Genomic DNA, 18569 nt, shown 5'->3' on the forward strand with positions numbered 1-18569 from the left:
GGGTTGTCTTCGCACCTGCACCGGTCCGACCTTTCCGAATGTTCGACGCGCTCGCCTCCGATGCCTTCGGTCGCCGCTCCGCCCTGCTGGCGCGCGCGGCGCTTGCGCTTGCGTTTGCCGGGTGCGCGTTTGCGCTGGTGAAGCTCGCGTGGCTTTTCGTGGCCGGGCCGACCTTGCCCGCCGTGGCGCCGATTCCGCTCGATGCACCGTCCGCCGGCAGTGCGCAGCCGGCGCAGTCGGTGGCGGCGTGGCATCTGTTCGGCAGCACGCAGGGCACGGTCGATCTCGCGGCGCTGGCGCGCGAGGCGCCGGCGACGGCGCTGAACCTGTTGCTGCGCGGCACGCTGAACGAGAACGCGCCCGAGGGCGGCATCGCGATCATCGCCGAAGGCACCAATCCCGATCAGGCCTATCGTGTCGGCGACACGCTGCCCGGCGGCGCGCGGCTCGACGGCATCTACGCCGGGCGCGTGCTGCTGAGCCGCAACGGCACGAACGAATCGCTGAGCCTGCCGGGCGAGTCCGCCGCGCAGACGCGCACTGCGCCGGGCGCACAGACGCGCGGCGCCGGGTCGAACGCGTCGGGCGGGCGTCGCACGGCGCTGCCCGGTGCCGCGGCACCGGCGGTGCCCTTCATCAACCCGACCATCGCGGTCGGCGCGCCGAGTCTGGAATCGATCCGCACCGCCACCGGCGTCGACGCCGCCGAGCTCGCCAAAGACGTCCAGATCATGCCGGTGCTCGAAAACGGCCGCATGGCCGGCGTGCGCCTGGCGGCGGGCCGCAACGCCGAGCTGCTCAGCCGCGCCGGCCTGTTGCCCACCGATGTGGTGACGGCGGTCAACGGCATTCCGCTCGACGGCCCCGAACGCGGCGCGCAGCTGCTTTCCAACCTGCAGAATGCGCGCAGCGCGCAGGTAACGGTGCGGCGCGACGGCAAGGAGATCCAGCTGACGATCGGGCTGTGACGGGGGGCAGGGGACGCGCTGCATGCCGGCGCGGCGCATCGCCGTCGACGGCATCGGCCGACGCACCTTCGGCACATCGCGCTGTACTGCTTCACCGCGTTGCCGATGCGACATCGCGGCGATCGCGTTCCACCCGATGCAATCTGCGCCTTCCCGAGACCAAGACACGCCGCACTCCCGCTTCGCCCACGTTCCACTCAACGCGCCACCACGAGACACCGTCCATGCTCCGATCGACCCGCCTGTCCGCCGCCGTGGCACTGCTCGTGGCGCTTCCGCTGTTTGCCCAGACCCCGCCCGTGGTGAACGTGCCGAAACTGCCGCAGGCGGCGCCGCAGCCGGCGACGCCCGCCGACGGAACGGGCACCGGAACCGCCGCCGCAACCACCACCGGCGACGGCCGCCACACGCTGAATCTGAAGGCCGCCGACATGGGCGTGCTGATCCAGACCGTGAGCGAGATCACCGGCAAGAGCTTCATCGTCGATCCGCGCGTCGAGGGCCGCGTCACCGTGATCTCGGCGCGGCCGCAGACGGCGGCGGAAATCTACGAAACCTTCCTCTCGGTGCTGCGCGTGCACGGCTTTGCGGCGGTGGCCTCGGGCGACATGGTCAAGATCGTGCCGGACGCACTCGCCGCGCAGGACGGCAGCGTCGGCAACGGCGGCGGCGGCGCCGATGCGCTGGTCACGCGGCTGGTGCCGATCCAGCACATCTCCGCCGACGACGTGGTGAAGCTGCTGCGCCCGCTCGCGCCGCAGCAGGCCACGTTCGCCGCGCACCCGGGCAGCAATTCGGTGCTCATCACCGACCGCGCCGGCAACGTGGAGCGCCTGATGGCGCTGATCCGCCGCATCGACACGCAGTCCGATTCGGCGGTGGAGGTGATCGCGCTGCGCCACGCGAGCGCCGCCGAAGTGGCGCGCACGCTCACCACGCTCGAAGGTGCCGGCGCGCAGGGCGCGGGCACCAAGCTCATCGCCGACGAACGCACCAACTCCATCCTGCTCTCGGGCGACCGCTCGCAGCGCCTGCGCCTGCGTTCGCTGGTGGCGCACCTGGACACGCCGCTCGACGGCGGCGAAAACACCCAGGTGATCTACCTGCAGTACGCCAAGGCCGACGACCTTGTGCCGATCCTCGACGGCGTTACCGCCTCGCTCACGCGCACGCAGCCGGCGGCAGCGGCGGAGGGTGGCGGCGATGCGAAGTCGGCCACCATCCAGGCGCATGCGGAAACCAATTCGCTGATCGTCACGGCATCGCCCGCTGTGTTCCGCGAGATCCAGTCGGTGGTGCGCCAGCTCGACGTGCGCCGCGCGCAGGTGCTGGTGGAGGCGATCATCGCGGAAGTCACCGACGAACTGGCCGACGAGATCGGCGTGCAGTGGCAAAGTTCGAGTTACGACGGTGGCGACGACACCGGCATCATCGGCGGCACGAATTTCCCGCGCAACGGCATCGGCGGCATCATCGCGGCGATGGCCGACCCGGCGGGTACGCTCCGCCAGAGCAGTGGCCTCAATCTCGGTTACGTCGGCGGCACCATCGATCTGGGCGGCAATCAGGTGCTGCAGATCGGCGCGCTTGTGAAAGCGCTGCGCGGCGACGGCCGCGCCAACATCATGTCGAACCCGTCGGTGGTCACGCTCGACAATCACGAAGCCGAGTTCAAGGTGGTGCAGGAAGTTCCGTTCCTGACAGGCTCCTACACCAACACGTCCAGCGGCGGCGGCAATACGCCCAACAACCCGTTCCAGACGGTGGAGCGCAAGGACGTCGGCCTGATCCTCACCGTCACGCCGCACATCAACTCCGGCGACAGCGTGCGGCTGGAAGTGAAGCAGGAAGTGTCGTCCATCGCCAACTCGGTCGACGGCGCCGTCGATCTCATCACCAACAAGCGCGAGCTCACCACGAGTGTCATGGTGGCGGATGGTGGCCTGCTGATCCTTGGCGGCCTGTCGGAAGACAACACACGCGAAAACATCCAGGGCGTGCCGTATCTCTCGCGCATTCCGCTGATCGGCAACCTGTTCAAGTCGCGCGACTCGAGCAAGACACGCCGCAACCTGATGGTGTTCCTGCGACCCATCATCCTGCGCGATGCGGCGACGGAAGCCGCGGTGTCCGGCGAGAAGTACAACTTCCTGCGCACCGAGCAGCTGCGCATGCGCGAGAACCGCGAGCTAAAATACAACGGCAACGTGCTGCCGCCGCTGCCGCCCGCATCGATCCCGTCGCAGCCACGCGCGATCGAAGGCCGCAACGACCTGATGTCCAACCCGCCGCCGATTCCGCCGCAGCAGGGCGGCTTTGAAACGGGCGCCGAGCGTGACTGAAGCCCGCGCCACGCGTCCGAGCTTCGGATTTGCGCGGCGCAACGGCGCCACCATCGTCGCGTTCGACGAGCACGGCGCGCGTGTCGCGCATCGCCCGGGTGTGAAGCCCGAGATCATCGCCGAACTGCGCCGCCACGCCGGCCGCCCGCTCACGCTCGAAACGCTGGAGCCGCCCGCGTTCGACCGCCTGCTGCGCGAGCTCTACGAAGGCGGCAGCGACGACGCCCGCGCGATGGTGGCCGACTTCGACGACACCTTGGACCTCAACCAGATCGCCGACGCGCTGCCCGAACCCGAAGACCTGCTCGAAAGCGACGACGACGCACCGATCATCCGCCTGATCAACGCCATCCTCACCGAGGCGATCAAGGACAACGCGTCCGACATCCACATCGAACCGTTCGAGAACCGCCTCGTGGTGCGCTTCCGCGTCGACGGCCAGTTGCGCGAAGTGCTGGCGCCGCAGAAGGCCGTCGCGCAGCCGGTGGTGAGCCGCATCAAGGTGATGGCGAAGCTCGACATCGCCGAGCGCCGCCTGCCGCAGGACGGCCGCATCGGCCTGCGCATCGCCGGTCGCCCGGTCGACGTGCGTGTCAGCACGATTCCCGCCGGCCACGGCGAACGCGTGGTGCTGCGCCTGCTCGACAAGCAGGCCGGGCGCCTCGACCTGCCGCAGCTGGGCATGGAACCGGCGACGCTCGAACGCATCGACGCGATCATCCACCGCCCGCACGGCATCCTGCTCGTCACCGGCCCCACCGGCTCCGGCAAGACCACGACGCTGTACGCCGCACTCACGCGCCTCAACGACGCCACGCGCAACATCCTCACGGTGGAAGACCCGATCGAGTACTACCTCGACGGCATCGGCCAGACCCAGGTCAACACGAAAGTCGACATGACCTTCGCCCGCGGCCTGCGCGCGATCCTGCGCCAGGATCCGGACGTCGTGATGGTCGGCGAAATCCGCGACCTCGAAACCGCCGAGATCGCCGTGCAGGCCTCGCTCACCGGCCACCTCGTGCTCTCGACGCTGCATACCAACAGCGCGGTCGGCGCGATGACGCGCCTGCGCGACATGGGCATCGAACCCTTCCTGCTCTCGTCGTCGTTGCTCGGCGTGATCGCGCAACGCCTCGTGCGCGTGCTCGACCCCGCCACGCGCGAGGCCTACACGCCGACGCCGGCCGAATGCGCCGCGTTCGGCAAACCCTTCGATCCGTCGCTGGTCTTTTACCGCCCGGACTCGAGTGCGTCCGGCCGCAACGCCGGCTACAAGGGTCGCACCGGCGTCTACGAACTCGTCATCGTCGACGACACCATGCGTCGCCTCATCCACGACGGCGCCAGCGAACTCGACCTCGCAAAACATGCCCGCACCAAGACCCCGTCGATCCTTGAAGACGGCTGGCGCATGGTGCTCGCCGGCGTCACCTCGGCCGACGAAGTGCTGCGCGTGACGCGCGACGAATGATGTTACGATGTGTACCGAATCGACTATCGGTACACATTGGTGCGCACCAACATCGAAATCGACGACAAGCTGATGGCCGATACGCTGCGCGTCACGGGCATCCGCACCAAGCGCGAAGCCGTGGAAGCAGGGTTGCACCTGTTGCTGCGCTTTCGCCGCCAGGCCCAGTTGCGCGAGATGTTCGGTCGATTGCCCTGGACGGGTGACCTCGACGCGATGCGTTGCGACGAGCCGCCGGTCGACGAGCCGCCGGTCGACGAGTGATCCTCGTCGACTCGAGCGTCTGGGTCGACTTCTTTCGCGGAAACGCGACGCCACAGACCGACAGGCTCAACGAGCTGCTCCTCACCGATCTTGTGGCGATCGGCGACCTCATCCTGACGGAAGTGCTGCAGGGCTTCACGTCGGACGAGGTGTTCCGCACCGCCCGGCGCATGCTGTCGCATCTCGATCTTGTCGTCATCGGAGGACCCGATGTGATGATCCAGGCAGCAAGCAACTTCCGCACGCTGCGCGCACGTGGCGTGACCGTGCGCAAGACGATCGATACGTTGATCGCGACACGATGCATCGTCAGCGACCTCGAGCTGCTGCACGCCGATCGGGACTTCGATGCCTTCGCGACGTATCTGGGGCTGCGTGTGGTCCACTGCGGGTAGTCAGGTCCGACATCCCTGACGATGGGGTCGACGCAGGGAATTCAGGGCACGACGCATTGCAGGCATGCCGTCGAGAATGCTGCCGTCGAATCGTCGATCATCCACATCCGGCATGGAGACGATCATGGGCAAGGTCAAGGTTGCGGCATTTTCGCTGTCGCTCGACGGCTACGGGGCGGGGCCGGACCAGAGTCAGACGCATCCGCTTGGCGTCGGTGCGGACGGTCTGCACAAGTGGATTCTCGGCACGCGCACCTTCCAGGCGATGACGGGCGGCGAGGGCGGCAGCACCGGCGTCGACGACGCGTTCACGCGGCGCAGCTTCAAAAACGTCGGTGCGTGGATCATGGGCCGCAACATGTTCGGTCCGGTGCGCGGACCGTGGCCAGACGCGTCGTGGCGCGGATGGTGGGGCGAGGAGCCGCCGTACCACGTGCCGGTGTTCGTGCTGACGCACCACCCGCGGACGCCACTCGAAATGGAGGGTGGCACCACGTTCCACTTCGTCACCGGCGGGCCTGACGAGGCGATGCAGCGGGCGCGCGAAGCGGCGGGCGAGCGCGACGTGCGCATCGGCGGCGGCGTGCAGACGGTGCGGGCGTATCTGCAGCGCGGGATGATCGACGAGATGCATCTGGTGACCTCGCCGGTGGTGCTGGGGCAGGGCGAGGCCCTGTTCGCGGGGATCGATCTGGTGGCCGCGGGGTTTCGCTGCGTCGAGCATGTGGCGTCGCCGGAGGCGTTGCACAGCGTGCTGGTGCGGACGGGGACGGACTGATTGCGGTCCGGCGGCGCGCTTGTACGCATCGCAAGCGCAGACGCAAAACGAGGAATCGCGAAACCTCTCCTGCCGTCGTTCCCGCGCGGGCGCACCGCTGTCCGGACGATTCAGCGCGCTCCGCTGCACGCCAGGCGCCCGCTGCTCTCGTGTCAACGGCCGCCCTGTCGACAGGCCCGACAACAACGTCCAGACCCGTCGTCCCGGCGAAAGCCGGGACCCAGTGACGTTTCTGGGTGATCAACGCATTTCAAGCGGCCCGAGCAACGTCGCTGGGTCCCGGCTTTCGCCGGGACGACGGTGGGGAGTGCGTGCGTTGCCCGGACAGCCGTGTGCCTGCACGGGAATGACGACAGGGGCGGCTTCGCCGCTGGATAGACGCCGGTCTCGAACAGAAACGCCGCGTCGCCCGGTTGCGAAGCGGCGCCTCTTTCGAAGCGGCGCGTCCGTCAATGCGCGATCGCGCGACCGGTCTGCGCATCCACGGCCACATGCGTCTTGGCGAGCAGCAGGTACACCACCGGCACCACGAACAGCGTGAAGAAGGTGCCGATGCCCATGCCGCCGACGATCACCCAGCCGATTTGGTTGCGCGCTTCCGCACCGGCGCCGGTGGCGATCGCCAGCGGCAGCGAGCCGAGCACCATCGCGCCGGTGGTCATCAGGATCGGACGCAGGCGCAGAGCGGCGGCATCGACCACGGCGTCGAACTTGGAGCGGCCCTGTTCCTGCAGCTGGTTCGCGAACTCCACGATCAGGATGCCGTGCTTGGCGATCAGTCCCACGAGCGTGACGATGCCGATCTGGCTGTAGATGTTCCAGCTGCCGTGCCCGCTCAGTTTCAGCGCAAGGAACGCGCCGAACGCGGCCAGCGGCACGGCGAACAGGATCACCAACGGATCGATGAAGCTCTCGAACTGCGCCGCGAGCACGAGGTAGATGAAGGCGATCGCCAGCAGGAAGATCAGCGCGAAGTCGCTCGACGATTCGCGGAATTCGCGACTTTGTCCGGACAGATCGTACTGCGCGTTCGGCGCCACCTCCTTGAGCGTGGACTCCATCCAGTCCAGCGCCTCGCCCATCGAGTAGCCGGGCGCGAGGCCGGCCGAGATCGTGGCCGAGCGCAGCTTGTTGAAGTGGTTGAGCTCCTTGGCCGCGAGCGATTCGTTGACCGTGACGAGGTTCGACAGTTGCACCATCTGCCCGTCGCCACCGCGCACGAAGATGTTGGACAGGTCGCCCGGCGTGCGGCGGTCGGCATCCTCCACCTGCACCAGCACGTCGTACTGCTCCGAGCCGCGCTTGAAGCGCGTCACCTGGCGTCCGCCGAGCAGGGTTTCGAGCGTGCGGCCGACGACCGAGACGCTGCTGCCCACCGCTGCCACCTTCTCGCGGTCGACGTCGATCTTCAGCTCGGGCTTGTCGAGCTTCAGGTCGCTGTCCGGGTTCGAGAGCCCCGGGTTCTGCACCATGCGCTGCATCACCTGGCCGACGATCTGGTTGAGGTCTTCCCAGGTGCCGGTGCTCTGGATCACGAAACTCAGCGGCTGGCCGAAGCCGTCCTGTCCGAGCGGCGGCGGCAGCACCGGGAACGCGAGGATGCCGGGGATGCCCATGAACTGCGGGAACAGCTGGCCCTGGATGTCGGCCGCGCCGACCTCGCGCTCGTCCCAGTCCTTGAGGCCCACGAACGCGATCATGTTGGTCACCGCCGGGAAACCGACCAGGACGAAATAGCGGTCCGCGTCGGGCAGCTTTGCGAAGGCGCCTTCCATCATCTTCGCGTAGTGGTCGGTGTAGTCGACCGTCGAGCCTTCCGGCGCGACGCCGAAGCCGATGACCAGACCCTGGTCCTCCTGCGGCGCCAGTTCGTTCGGCAGGCTGCCGAGCAGCAGCCAGGCGCCGGCGAGCAGCGCGAGACCGCCGGCCACCACGAACCAGCGCAGCTTCAGCGCCAGCCGCACCAGCCGGCGGTAGCCGTTGTCGAGCGCGACCAGCGCGCGCTCGCCGAACTGGTAGATGCGCCCGTGGCTTTCCTCGTGCTTGAGCAGCTTGGACGACATCATCGGCGACAGCGTCAGCGCGGTGAAGCCGGACACGAGCACGGCACCGGCGAGCGTGAGCGCGAACTCGATGAAGAGCTTGCCGGTGCGGCCGGTGGAGAACGCCAGCGGCACGTACACCGCGGCCAGCGTCAGCGTCATCGCGACGATCGCAAATCCGATCTCGCGCGAGCCCTTGAGCGCGGCCTCGAACGGCGCCATGCCTTCTTCCACGTGGCGGAAGATGTTCTCCAGCATCACGATCGCGTCGTCGACCACCAGGCCGATCGCCAGCACCATCGCAAGCAGCGTCAGCGTGTTGATCGAGAAACCCATCAGGTACATCAGCGCAAACGCGCCGACCAGCGACACGGGAATCGTCACCAGCGGGATCAGCGTGGCGCGCCAGTTGCGCAGGAACAGGAAGATCACCAGTACCACGAGCACCACCGCTTCGGCGATGGTGGCGTAGACCTCGTCGATGGATTTGGCGATGAAGATGGTCGAGTCGTAGGCAATCTCGACCTTCATGCCCTCGGGCAGCGTGCGGGTGATTTCCGGCAGCATGGTCTTGAGACCTTCGGAAATCTCCAGCGGGTTCGCCACGGCCTGCTTGACGATGCCCAGCGGTACCGCGGTGCGGCCGTTGTAGCGGGCGCGGAAGCGGTCCTCGCCGGCGCCGAGCTCCACGCGTGCCACGTCGCGCAGACGCACGAGGTAGCCGTTGACGTTGCCGAGGATCACCGCGCCGAATTCCTCGGGCGTGCGCAGATCGGTTTCCGACAGCACGGTGAATTCGCGGTTGCTGCTTTCCACGCGCCCGGCCGGGATCTCGACGTTCTGCGCGCGCAGCGCGTTCTCGACGTCGGTGGTCGTCAGACCGAAGCCGGCGAGGCGCTGCGGCTGCAGCCACACGCGCATCGCGAACGTGGTCGCGAACACCTGCGCCTGCGCCACGCCCGGGATCGTCTGCACGCGGTCCTTGACCAGCGTCTCGGCGATGTCGGCGATCTCGACGGTGCTGTGGCGGTCGGACGAGAAGGCGAGGTAGATGATCGGCTGCGCGTCGGCTTCCTGCTTCTGCACGATCGGCTCGTCGGCTTCGTCGGGCAGGAACTGGCGGGCCTGGCCGACGCGGTCGCGCACGTCGGAGGCGGCGGCGTCGGCGTCGCGGTCGAGGCGGAAGCGGATCGTGACCTGGCTCGACTGCTCGCGGCTCACCGACGAGATGAAGTCGATGCCTTCCACGCCCGACAGCGCGTCCTCGATCGGCTGCGTGATCTGCGATTCGATCACCTGCGCGTTGGCGCCGGGATAGTTGGTGTTGACCGTCACCACCGGCACGTCGACGTTCGGGATCAGGCGCACCGCGAGGCGCTGGTACGAGATGACGCCCAGCAGCAGGATCACCAGGTTGATGACCGTGGCGAAGACCGGGCGGCGGATGGAGATGTCGGAAAGAACCATGGTGGTGTCCGATCGGCAGCGAGGGTGCGTCGCTGCGGGAAGTGGCGGTGCCGACGGTGTGGCGGGGGGCGTGTCGACCGTCGGCGCGTCTCGGAATCATTTCTCCGTCGTCCCGGCGAAAGCCGGGACCCAGTGACGTTGCTCGGTGCTGGTCTTGCGTGTCGCCGAGATGGAGCGATGCAACGTCACCGGGTCCCGGCTTTCGCCGGGACGACGGGTGCGGGTGTCAGGCTTCGGGTGTGTCGGCGTCGTCGCCCGTTGTCTCGGGTTCCGGCGCGGGTGGGGCGGCAGGCGGCGTTGGATTCGCGGGTTCGGCCGCGCCGTTTCCGGTCGGCGTCGCCGCCGGTGCCGGTGCGCCACCCTGCGCCGGGGCCGCGCCCGCCGCCGGCATCACCATGACGCCGGCGCCGTCGAACATCATCGGCTTGGCCTGCCCGGCGGTGATGACCATGTCGCCTTCGTTCAGGCCCGACACCACCTGCAGCCGGCCCGGCAGACGCAGGCCGGTCTGGATGACCGTGCGCTTGGCCTTGCCGTCGACCACGGTGTAGACGAAGCGCTCCTCGCCCTGCTGCATCAGCGCCTGCTCGGGGATCAGCAGGCCGGTCTGGCCCTGCGCGCCGGTGCCGAGCGAAACGCGCGCGAACAGGCCGGGGCGCAGCTTGTAATCGGTGTTGTCGATGCGCGCGCGCACCTTCGCGCTGCGGCTGTTGATGTCGATCACCGGATCGACCGCGGCCACTTCGCCGCGGAAAGTCTCGCCCGGGTAGGCGTCGACCTGCAGCGTCACCGGCTGGCCCTGCGCGATGCGCGACAGTTCGGCTTCGGGCAGACTGAAGTCGACTTCCATCGGATCCAGCCGCACCAGCGTCACCAGCGCCTGGCCGGGGCTGACGTATTCGCCGACGCTGACCTCGCGCAGACCGATCACGCCATCGAACGGCGCGCGCAGCGTGTACTTGCCGAGCGTGGCGCGGGCCGACGCCACACGCGCATCGGCGACGCCCAGCTGCGAGCGCAGCGTGTCGATTTCCGATTGCGAGATGAGGCGACGCTGGCCCAGTTCGCTCGCGCGGGTGTCCGCGCGCTGTGCGTTGACGCGCGTCGCGCTGGCCTCGCTGAGTGCGGCACGCGGCACCGAATCGTCGAGCGCGAACAGTTCGTCGCCCTTCTTCACCCGGTCGCCCTCGGTGAACGGCAGGCGCACGATGCGGCCGGCGACCTCGGGCCGGATCACCACCGATTCGTCGGCGCGCGTGGTGCCGACGGTCTGCACCGCGGCTTCGAGCGGCTCGCGCTTGACCGCCACCGCTTCCACCGGCAGCTGCATGGCGGGCGCTCCGCCCGCGCCGTCACCTTCGCCGCCGGGCGCACCGCCCGGCGCAGCGCCGGGAGGCGCGGCGCCGTCGTCGCCGCCACCGCAGGCGGCCAGCACGAATGCCGCGGCCGCGGCAAGAATCAGGAGCGGGGGAATCCGGCGCATGGAAACATCCTTGGCATGACGTGCGCACGACGAACGGACGGGGCGTCGTTCGACATCCGGCGGCGTGGTTCGGGGGTGGCGCAGTCTACCAGCGTGCCATGTCCGCGGCCCCCATGCCTGAAGTCAGGTCACACAATCGCGTTGCGGCGCGGGCGGCGCTGTCAGCAGGGCATCGAGCCGCAGCGCGTGCGCTCCGGCCGCGGCACCGGTATCGCTGCCGTGCGGCAGCACGCCCAGGCAGGGCGCTTCCAGACCGCGGGCGAGGATCGCGCGGTTCGCGTCGGGGTGGCGCCAGTGCGGGTCGATCGCGTTGCCGATCCACCCGGCAAGCCGCAGACCGTCGGCACGGATCGCGCGGGCGGTGAGCCAGGCATGGCTGATTCCTCCCAGGCGCAGACCCACGACGAGGATCACCGGCAGATCGAGTGCGCGCACGAAATCGGACTGCAGCAGCCCCGGCCCCCACGGCGCCAGCCAGCCGCCGGCGCCCTCGACCACCACCGCATCGGCCTGCCCCCGCAGACGCGTGAACGCGGCCTGCAGCGGCGCCAGCGCGACGCGGCCGCCGTCGAGCGCGGCGGCAAGTTCGGGCGTGGTGGGGTCGGCGAACGCGAACGGGTTCACGTCGGCGTACATCGGCGGTGGATCGCTCGCGGCCTGCAGCGCGAGGGCATCGTCGTTGCGCAGGCCCTCGGGCGTGGCATCGCAGCCGCTCGCAACGGGTTTCATGCCGACGGCGCGTTGGCCGCGCGCGCGCAGCGCATGCAGCAGTGCGACGCTGGCAACGGTCTTGCCGATGCCGGTGTCGGTGCCGGTGACGAAGAAGGCGTGGCTCATGGCTCCGGGGCCGGCCGGGCATCGGCGGCAGACAGGCCATGCTTCAAACGATCGCGCCGCACCGCGTAGACCGGGATCGCGATCGAGAGCAGGCAATACACCCACATCGGCAGCGCGTGGTACCACTGCATGCGGTCGCCGCCCGAGGTGCCTAGCAGGAACCCTGCGCTGACCGCCACGCTCAGCACCGCCGACGCGGCCATGATGCCGTGCACGCCGATTTCGGTGCGGGTTTCCGCACGTTCGTACGGCGACAGCGCCAGCGTTTCGGCGTGCCGCAAGGCATGCCGGTTGAGCAGCACCACCAGCAACGCAAGCAGGCCGAAGCCGACGCTGTAGACCATGAACGCGAGTTGCAGTTCGATGGCTTCGCCGCCCGGGGTGAACGCGAGTTCTTCCGGCACCCAGCCGCCGCTGAACAGATGCAGCGCGCCGGAGATGATCATGCGCAGCGGATACATGTAGATCATCACGATCAGCACCAGTGCGAGACTGAGCAGGGTGGACCACGTGTCCTCCAGCCCGAAGCGCCGGCTCCAGCGGTTGTGCGCGAGCCAGAACAGCATCAGCAGCGCGAAGCAGAGCACAAACGTCGGCACGCGCCGCAGTGCGTCGTAGAGTTCGGCGAAGGTCTGCGGCAGCGCATCGAACGCGATCACCAGCATCGTCGCCGCGAAGGCGAACGCGGCGTCGACGAAGGTTTCAAGGCGCGTGATCTGCGCGCCGCGGAGGCGGAAGGCGGGGCGGGAGGCGAGGTCGTCCATCGGTGGATCGAGCTTAACAAGGGCGTCCGACCGCGGCAGCCGGGCCCCGGCCTGCCGCACACGGCGGCCTGCAATCTACCCGATCGTCCCCCCGCTCGACGCCGCTGCAAGACAGGCATACGCTATTGCAACCGCGGCAGCCACGCATCGATGGGGGCATCGATCGGCGTCGCGGACTTTCGGGGGTCCTGCATGAAACTGTCGACCGCATCCGTGCATGGCGCGTGCGTTGCGCTGTGCTCGCTTCTTTCCTTCGGCGCGGCCCTTGCGGCGCCGTCCGCGCAGGCGCCCGCCAGGGCGATGGCGGCGGTCACGCCGCAATTTGCCGAGTTCCGCGTCGAACCGGATGTGCGCAAGGGCCTGGTGCCGGAACGAGCCGCTGCACCGGTGTCGCCGGTCAAGGGGCTGACCTATGCGCTCGATCCCGCGGCCGGCGTTGCCAAGGGCCTCGGCTACGCGGGCGAGATCGAACCGAACGGCAGCGCCGCGGCGGCCTCGCCGCTCGCCGTTCCCCAGACGGTGGTCCGCGCCAGTCTCTACCCGAACGGCGATGTCGACGTGTATTCGTTCACCGCCACGGCGGGCGATCGCGTCTATGCCGCCACGATGACCAGCGGTTCGGCCGGCAGCAGCACCGACAGCCAGTTGACCCTGCTCGATAGCGACGGCACCACCGTGCTCGAATTCGACGACGACAACGGCACCTATGCGAGCCTGTCGTCGAGCATCGCCGGCACCGTGATTCCGGCCACCGGGACCTACTTCCTTCGCGTGAACGACTTCACCGCAGGCACCACGAGCCAGCGCCGCTACGAACTGTATTTCCGCCTGCAGAGCGGCACCCCGACGCCCGAGGTGGAAGCCAACGACACGCCCGCAACCGCCAACCCGTTGCCGGCCGGCGGCTGGGTGAGCGGCGCGCGCAGCCCCGCGGCCGCCACCGAGCAGGACTGGTACAGCCTGAACCTCAATGCGGGCGATACGGTGTTCCTGTCGCTCGATCTGGACCCCGAAGACGATCTGGTCACCTGGAACGGACGGCTCGGGTTTGCATTGTTCGGCGATGCCGGCAACCAGATCCTCGCAACCGACGATGCCGGCACCGGCGATGTCGCGCCCAATCCCAATCGCCCCTCCGAGGCGATGTTCTTCACGGTCAAGACCGCCGGTACCTACTTCGCCTTCGTCGACTCGGCGTCCGGGGCGGTCGGCGGCCCCACGGCCACCTACCACCTGAACGTCTCGGTCTTCCCGAACGTCGACGAAGGCGTCAACTGCACCACCTACACCAGCACCAACGTGCCGCAGACGATCGGGCCGGGCACCGGTCTCGTCAGCTCCACGATCACCGTGCCGGGCAATCCGCGCATCGCCGATCTCGATGTCTCGATCGAGCTCAACCATGCCCTGATGCAGGACATGGACGTGCACCTGCGTTCGCCGGCCGGCAACAACAACGGCCTGTTCAGCGACATCGGTGCGGCCGCCACCGGCGGGCAGCAGCAGATGGACGTCACCTTCGACGACGAAGCCGCGATCCCGCCCGCGTTCACCGCCCTGCGCAACATGCGGCTCAAACCGGAAAACAACTCGACCGCCGGCACGGCCTCGACATCGGGCGCCTACCGCCTCGACTGGTTCGACGGCGAAAACGCAGGCGGCACGTGGACGCTGGACATCTACGACGACACCGCCGGCGCCAACGGCGGCACGCTCACGTCCTGGAGCCTGCACATCTGCGAAATGCCGCCGCCGCCGACCTGCGCGCCGGGTTTCGCGCCGACAACCGTCTACAGCACCGACTTCGAATCCGGTGACGCGGGCTTCACCCACGCCGGCACGCAGGACGAATGGGAGCTCGGTCTGCCCGCCACGGTCGCCACCACCACGGCCAATCCGATCGCGGCGTTCAACACCTGCCACAGCGGCGTGAACTGCTGGAAGACCGATCTGGACAACACCTACAACGCCAGCAGCAACCAGGATCTGCTCTCGCCGAACATCAATCTGGCCGGATTGTCCGCGCCGGTGGTGATCACGTGGGCACAGCGTCACCAGGTCGAAGCCGCGAACTTCGACCACATGTTCGTCGACGCCCAGCAGGTCGGCGGTGCCACGCCCGTGCGCCTGTACGAATGGCTCGGCCCGACGCCGATCAGCGCCAGCGCCGGTACCGGCAATCCGCAGAACAACATCGGTGGCAGCGCCGGCTGGGGTCTGATGCGCGCGCGCGCCGACAGCCTCGCCGGACTCAACACCGAACTGCGTTTCCACCTCGACAGCGACACCACGGTGCAGTTCGGCGGCCTCGCCATCGACGATGTCTCGGTCACCGCCTGCCGCGCGCTGTCCGCCGATCTCTCGATCACCAAGACCGACGGCGTCGGCAGCGTGCCGGCCGGTGGCAGCACCACCTACACGATCACCGCCAGCAACGTCGGACCCGATCCCGTCACCGGCGCCACGGTGGCCGACACCTTCCCGGCGGCGCTCACCTGCACCTGGACCTGCGTCGGTGCCGGCGGCGGCACCTGCACGGCGGCGGGCAGCGGCAACATCAACGACAGCGTGAACCTGCCCGCGGGCGGCAGCACCACCTACACCGCGAGCTGCGCCGTCTCGCCGGCGGCCAGCGGCCTGTTGAGCAACACCGCCACGGTGTCGTCGACGATCGGCGATCCGGACGGTAGCAACAACAGCGCCACCGACACCGATACCCTGCTGCAGCAGGCCGACCTGTCGATCACTAAGACCGACGGCGTCCTCACCGCCGTGCCGGGCGGCAGCGTCACCTACACCATCACCGCCAGCAATGCCGGTCCGAGCAACGCCACGGGCGCGGCGGTGGCCGACACCTTCCCGGCGTCGCAGACCTGCACCTGGACCTGCGTCGGTGCCGGCGGCGGCACCTGCACGGCGGCAGGCAGCGGCAACATCGGCGACACGGTGAACCTGCCCGCGGGCGGCAGCACCACGTACACCGCCGTGTGCGCGATCTCCGCCGCAGCCACGGGCACGCTGTCGAACACCGCCACGGTGACCGAGCCGGCCGGCGTCACCGACGGCAACCCCGGCAACAACAGCGACACCGACACCGACACGCTCACGCCCACGGTCGACCTCGCCATCAGCAAGACCGACGGCGTGCCGACGGCGATTCCGGGCGGCAGCGTCACCTACTCGATCGGAGCCAGCAACCTCGGTCCGAGCAACGCGTCCGGCGCGACGGTGGTCGACACCTTCCCGGCGTCGCTCACCTGTACCTGGACCTGCGTCGGCGCCGGTGGCGCCACCTGCACGGCGGCAGGCAGCGGCAACATCGCGGACACGGTCAACCTGCCGCCCGGCAGCAGCACCAACTACACGGCCTCGTGCGCGATTTCCGCCGCGGCCACGGGCACACTGTCCAACACCGCCACGGTCATCGAGCCGGCCGGCACGACGGACAGCAACCCGGGCAACAACGCCGCCACCGACGACGACACGCTCACGCCGCAGGCCAATCTTTCGATCACGGCCGACGACGGCGTCACGGCCGTCACCGCCGGCGACAGCACCGTCTACACCATCTTCGCGTTCAACGGGGGTCCCAGCACGGTGCCGACGGCCGCCGTGACCAACGCCTTCCCGAGCCAGTGCGACAGCGTCACGTGGAGCTGCGCGGGCAGCGGTGGCGGCACCTGCACCGCAAGCGGCAGCGGCGACATCGCCGACACCGTCAACCTGCCGCCAAGCGGCGGCGTGACCTACACGGCCACGTGCGCAATCAACCCGCTCGCCACCGGTCCGATGGACAACGTCGCGTCGATCGCCACCGGCGATCCCGGCATCGTCGATCCGCTGCCCGGCAACGACAGCGACACCGACAGCAACACCGTGAACCCGGCACCGGCGGTGGTGTCGGCGACCAAGACGGTGGCCGGCGCGTTCACGCCCGGCACCGACGTCACCTACACCATCGTGCTGCAGAACAGCGGCGGTGCGCAGGCCGACAATCCCGGCGACGAGTTCGTCGACGTGCTGCCGCCCTCGCTCACGCTGGTGTCGGCCTCGGCAAGCAGCGGCGCCGCCATCGCCAGCGTCGGCACCAACACGGTGACGTGGAACGGCGCGATCGCGGCGAGCGGCAGCGTGACGATCACCATCGTCGCGACCATCGACGCCTCGGCCACCGGTACCGTCGCCAACCAGGGCACGGTCTCGTTCGACGGCGACGCCGACGGCAGCAACGAAACCAGCGTGCCGACCGACGACCCGGGCACGGCCGCGCCGAACGATCCGACCGGCTTCGTCGTCGGCGCGGGCGAGGCGGACCTGTCGATCACCAAGAGCGACGGTGTCGACGACGTGATCGCAGGCACGTCCACCACGTACACCATCGTCGCCGCCAACGCCGGCCCGTCCGACGTCGATGCCGCCAGCATCACCGACACGCTGCCGGCGGCCTGCACGGGTGCCACGTGGACGGCGACAGGCAGCGGCGGTGCAGGCGGTTTTGCCGCCTCGGGCAGCGGCAACATCGCCGCCAACGGCGTCACGCTGCCGGTGGGTGCGTCGGTGACCTACAGCGTGACCTGTCCGGTCGATGCCGGCGCCACCGGCACGCTGGCCAACACCGCCACGGTGTCCAGCGCGTTCACCGACCCCGTGCCCGGCAACGACAGCGCCACCGACAGCACCACGGTGCTCACGCGTGCGGACCTGTCGATCGTCAAGAGCGACGGCGTTGCGAGCGTCGCGCCCGGCGCCACGCTCACCTACACCATCGTCGCCAGCAACGCCGGCCCGTCCAACGCCACCGGCGTGGCCGTCGCCGACACCTTCCCTGCCACCTGCACCGCGGTCGCCTACACCGCCACCGGCAGCGGCGGCGCCAGCGGCTTCACCGCGTCGGGCACGGGCAACATCGCCGACGCCGCGCTGGCGCTGCCGGCCGGCGCCTCGGTCCAGTACCTCGCCACCTGCACGGTGGACGAGGATGCGGCGGACGCCACGGCGATCACCAATACCGCCACCGTGACCGCAGCGGCCGGCGTCGACACCAACCCGGCCAACGACAGTGCCGTCGACGACACCACGGTCGACGTGGTCGAAGGTGCGCTGGTCGGCGCCACCAAGACGGTGGCCGGGACGTTTGCGCAGGGCGACACGGTGACGTACACGATCGTGCTGCAGAACACCGGCGCCGGCACCCAGGCCGACAACCCGGGCGACGAGTTCGTCGACCCGCTGCCGGCCGGTCTCACGTATGTCGGCGCCTCGGCCACCTCCGGCAGCACCGCGTTCGCCGCCGGCAGCGTCACGTGGAACGGCAGCATCCCTGCAGGCGGTTCGGTGACGATCACCATTGTGGCCAGCATCGACGCCGACGCCACCGGCACCATCGCCAACCAGGGCACGGTGAACTACGACACCGATGCGGATGGGACGAACGAAGCCACCGCCCAGACCGACGATCCGTCCGAAACCGGCACCGCCAACCCGACCGGCTTCGAGGTGGAAGAAGGCACCGTGGAACCGCCGGCACCGCTGCAGCCGGCCGTGATCCCGGCCACCAGCCTGCCGGTGCTGTTCGCACTGGCGTTGCTGCTGCTCGGCATCGGCTGGCGGCGTCGCCTGGGCTGACCGCCGTCCGCGCATGCGCACGACGGAACGGCCCGGATTGTCCGGGCCGTTCCGTTTCCGGCGCCGGCCATTGCAAGCGCCGGCCGGCTCCGCGTCCGGCCGGTCGCGCAAAACCGGTTACACTCGGACT

Annotated in this window: 11 protein-coding genes; 7 read left to right on the forward strand and 4 right to left on the reverse strand. The window is 69.1% G+C overall.

Features of this window, described 5'->3' with window-relative positions; translation table 11 throughout:
• The first annotated feature begins 38 nt into the window (after positions 1-38).
• The 6 genes from HNQ52_RS07850 to HNQ52_RS07875 all read left to right on the forward strand — a co-directional run bounded on the left by HNQ52_RS07850 (position 39) and on the right by HNQ52_RS07875 (position 6221).
• Positions 39-968, forward strand: coding sequence for a type II secretion system protein N (locus HNQ52_RS07850; RefSeq protein ID WP_183960546.1), 930 nt, complete (start codon positions 39-41; stop codon positions 966-968).
• 224 nt (positions 969-1192) lie between these two features.
• Positions 1193-3310, forward strand: coding sequence for a type II secretion system secretin GspD (gspD, locus tag HNQ52_RS07855; protein ID WP_183960547.1), 2118 nt, complete (start codon positions 1193-1195; stop codon positions 3308-3310).
• Positions 3303-4784, forward strand: a complete 1482-nt coding sequence (gspE, locus tag HNQ52_RS07860; protein WP_183960548.1) for a type II secretion system ATPase GspE — start codon at positions 3303-3305, stop codon at positions 4782-4784. Before gspD ends, gspE begins: the two co-directional genes overlap by 8 nt.
• Positions 4785-4823: 39 nt before the next feature.
• Positions 4824-5048 carry a type II toxin-antitoxin system VapB family antitoxin gene (locus HNQ52_RS07865; protein WP_183960737.1) on the forward strand — a complete coding sequence of 75 codons (225 nt, stop codon included), beginning with the start codon at positions 4824-4826 and terminating at the stop codon, positions 5046-5048.
• Positions 5045-5443: a type II toxin-antitoxin system VapC family toxin gene (gene vapC / locus HNQ52_RS07870; protein WP_183960549.1), complete on the forward strand. Its 399-nt coding sequence runs from the start codon at positions 5045-5047 to the stop codon at positions 5441-5443. Before HNQ52_RS07865 ends, vapC begins: the two co-directional genes overlap by 4 nt.
• Positions 5444-5567: 124 nt before the next feature.
• Positions 5568-6221 carry a dihydrofolate reductase family protein gene (locus HNQ52_RS07875; RefSeq protein ID WP_183960738.1) on the forward strand — a complete coding sequence of 218 codons (654 nt, stop codon included), beginning with the start codon at positions 5568-5570 and terminating at the stop codon, positions 6219-6221.
• Positions 6222-6670: 449 nt separating this feature from the next.
• Here the strand turns inward: HNQ52_RS07875 and HNQ52_RS07880 are convergent, their stop codons facing one another.
• From HNQ52_RS07880 to HNQ52_RS07895, 4 genes are all read right to left on the reverse strand, one after another.
• Positions 6671-9730 carry an efflux RND transporter permease subunit gene (locus HNQ52_RS07880; protein ID WP_183960550.1) on the reverse strand — a complete coding sequence of 1020 codons (3060 nt, stop codon included), beginning with the start codon at positions 9728-9730 and terminating at the stop codon, positions 6671-6673.
• Positions 9731-9956: 226 nt separating this feature from the next.
• On the reverse strand, positions 9957-11213 hold the full coding sequence (locus HNQ52_RS07885) for an efflux RND transporter periplasmic adaptor subunit (protein WP_183960551.1): 1257 nt from the start codon (positions 11211-11213) through the stop codon (positions 9957-9959).
• Positions 11214-11336: 123 nt separating this feature from the next.
• Positions 11337-12050 (reverse strand): dethiobiotin synthase, encoded by a 714-nt coding sequence (gene bioD / locus HNQ52_RS07890; protein WP_183960552.1) that lies wholly within the window; start codon positions 12048-12050, stop codon positions 11337-11339.
• A complete protein-coding gene (locus tag HNQ52_RS07895) occupies positions 12047-12814 on the reverse strand; it encodes a TMEM175 family protein (RefSeq protein WP_183960553.1) in 768 nt (255 codons plus the stop codon). Before HNQ52_RS07895 ends, bioD begins: the two co-directional genes overlap by 4 nt.
• Positions 12815-13006: 192 nt before the next feature.
• Between HNQ52_RS07895 and HNQ52_RS07900 the strand changes: the two genes are divergently transcribed.
• The gene (locus tag HNQ52_RS07900) at positions 13007-18439 is read left to right on the forward strand and encodes a beta strand repeat-containing protein (RefSeq protein WP_183960554.1); all 5433 of its coding nucleotides are present in this window, start codon (positions 13007-13009) and stop codon (positions 18437-18439) included.
• Positions 18440-18569 lie beyond the last annotated feature (130 nt).

Source organism: Chiayiivirga flava (genome assembly GCF_014202825.1).
Lineage (GTDB): Bacteria > Pseudomonadota > Gammaproteobacteria > Xanthomonadales > Xanthomonadaceae > Chiayiivirga > Chiayiivirga flava.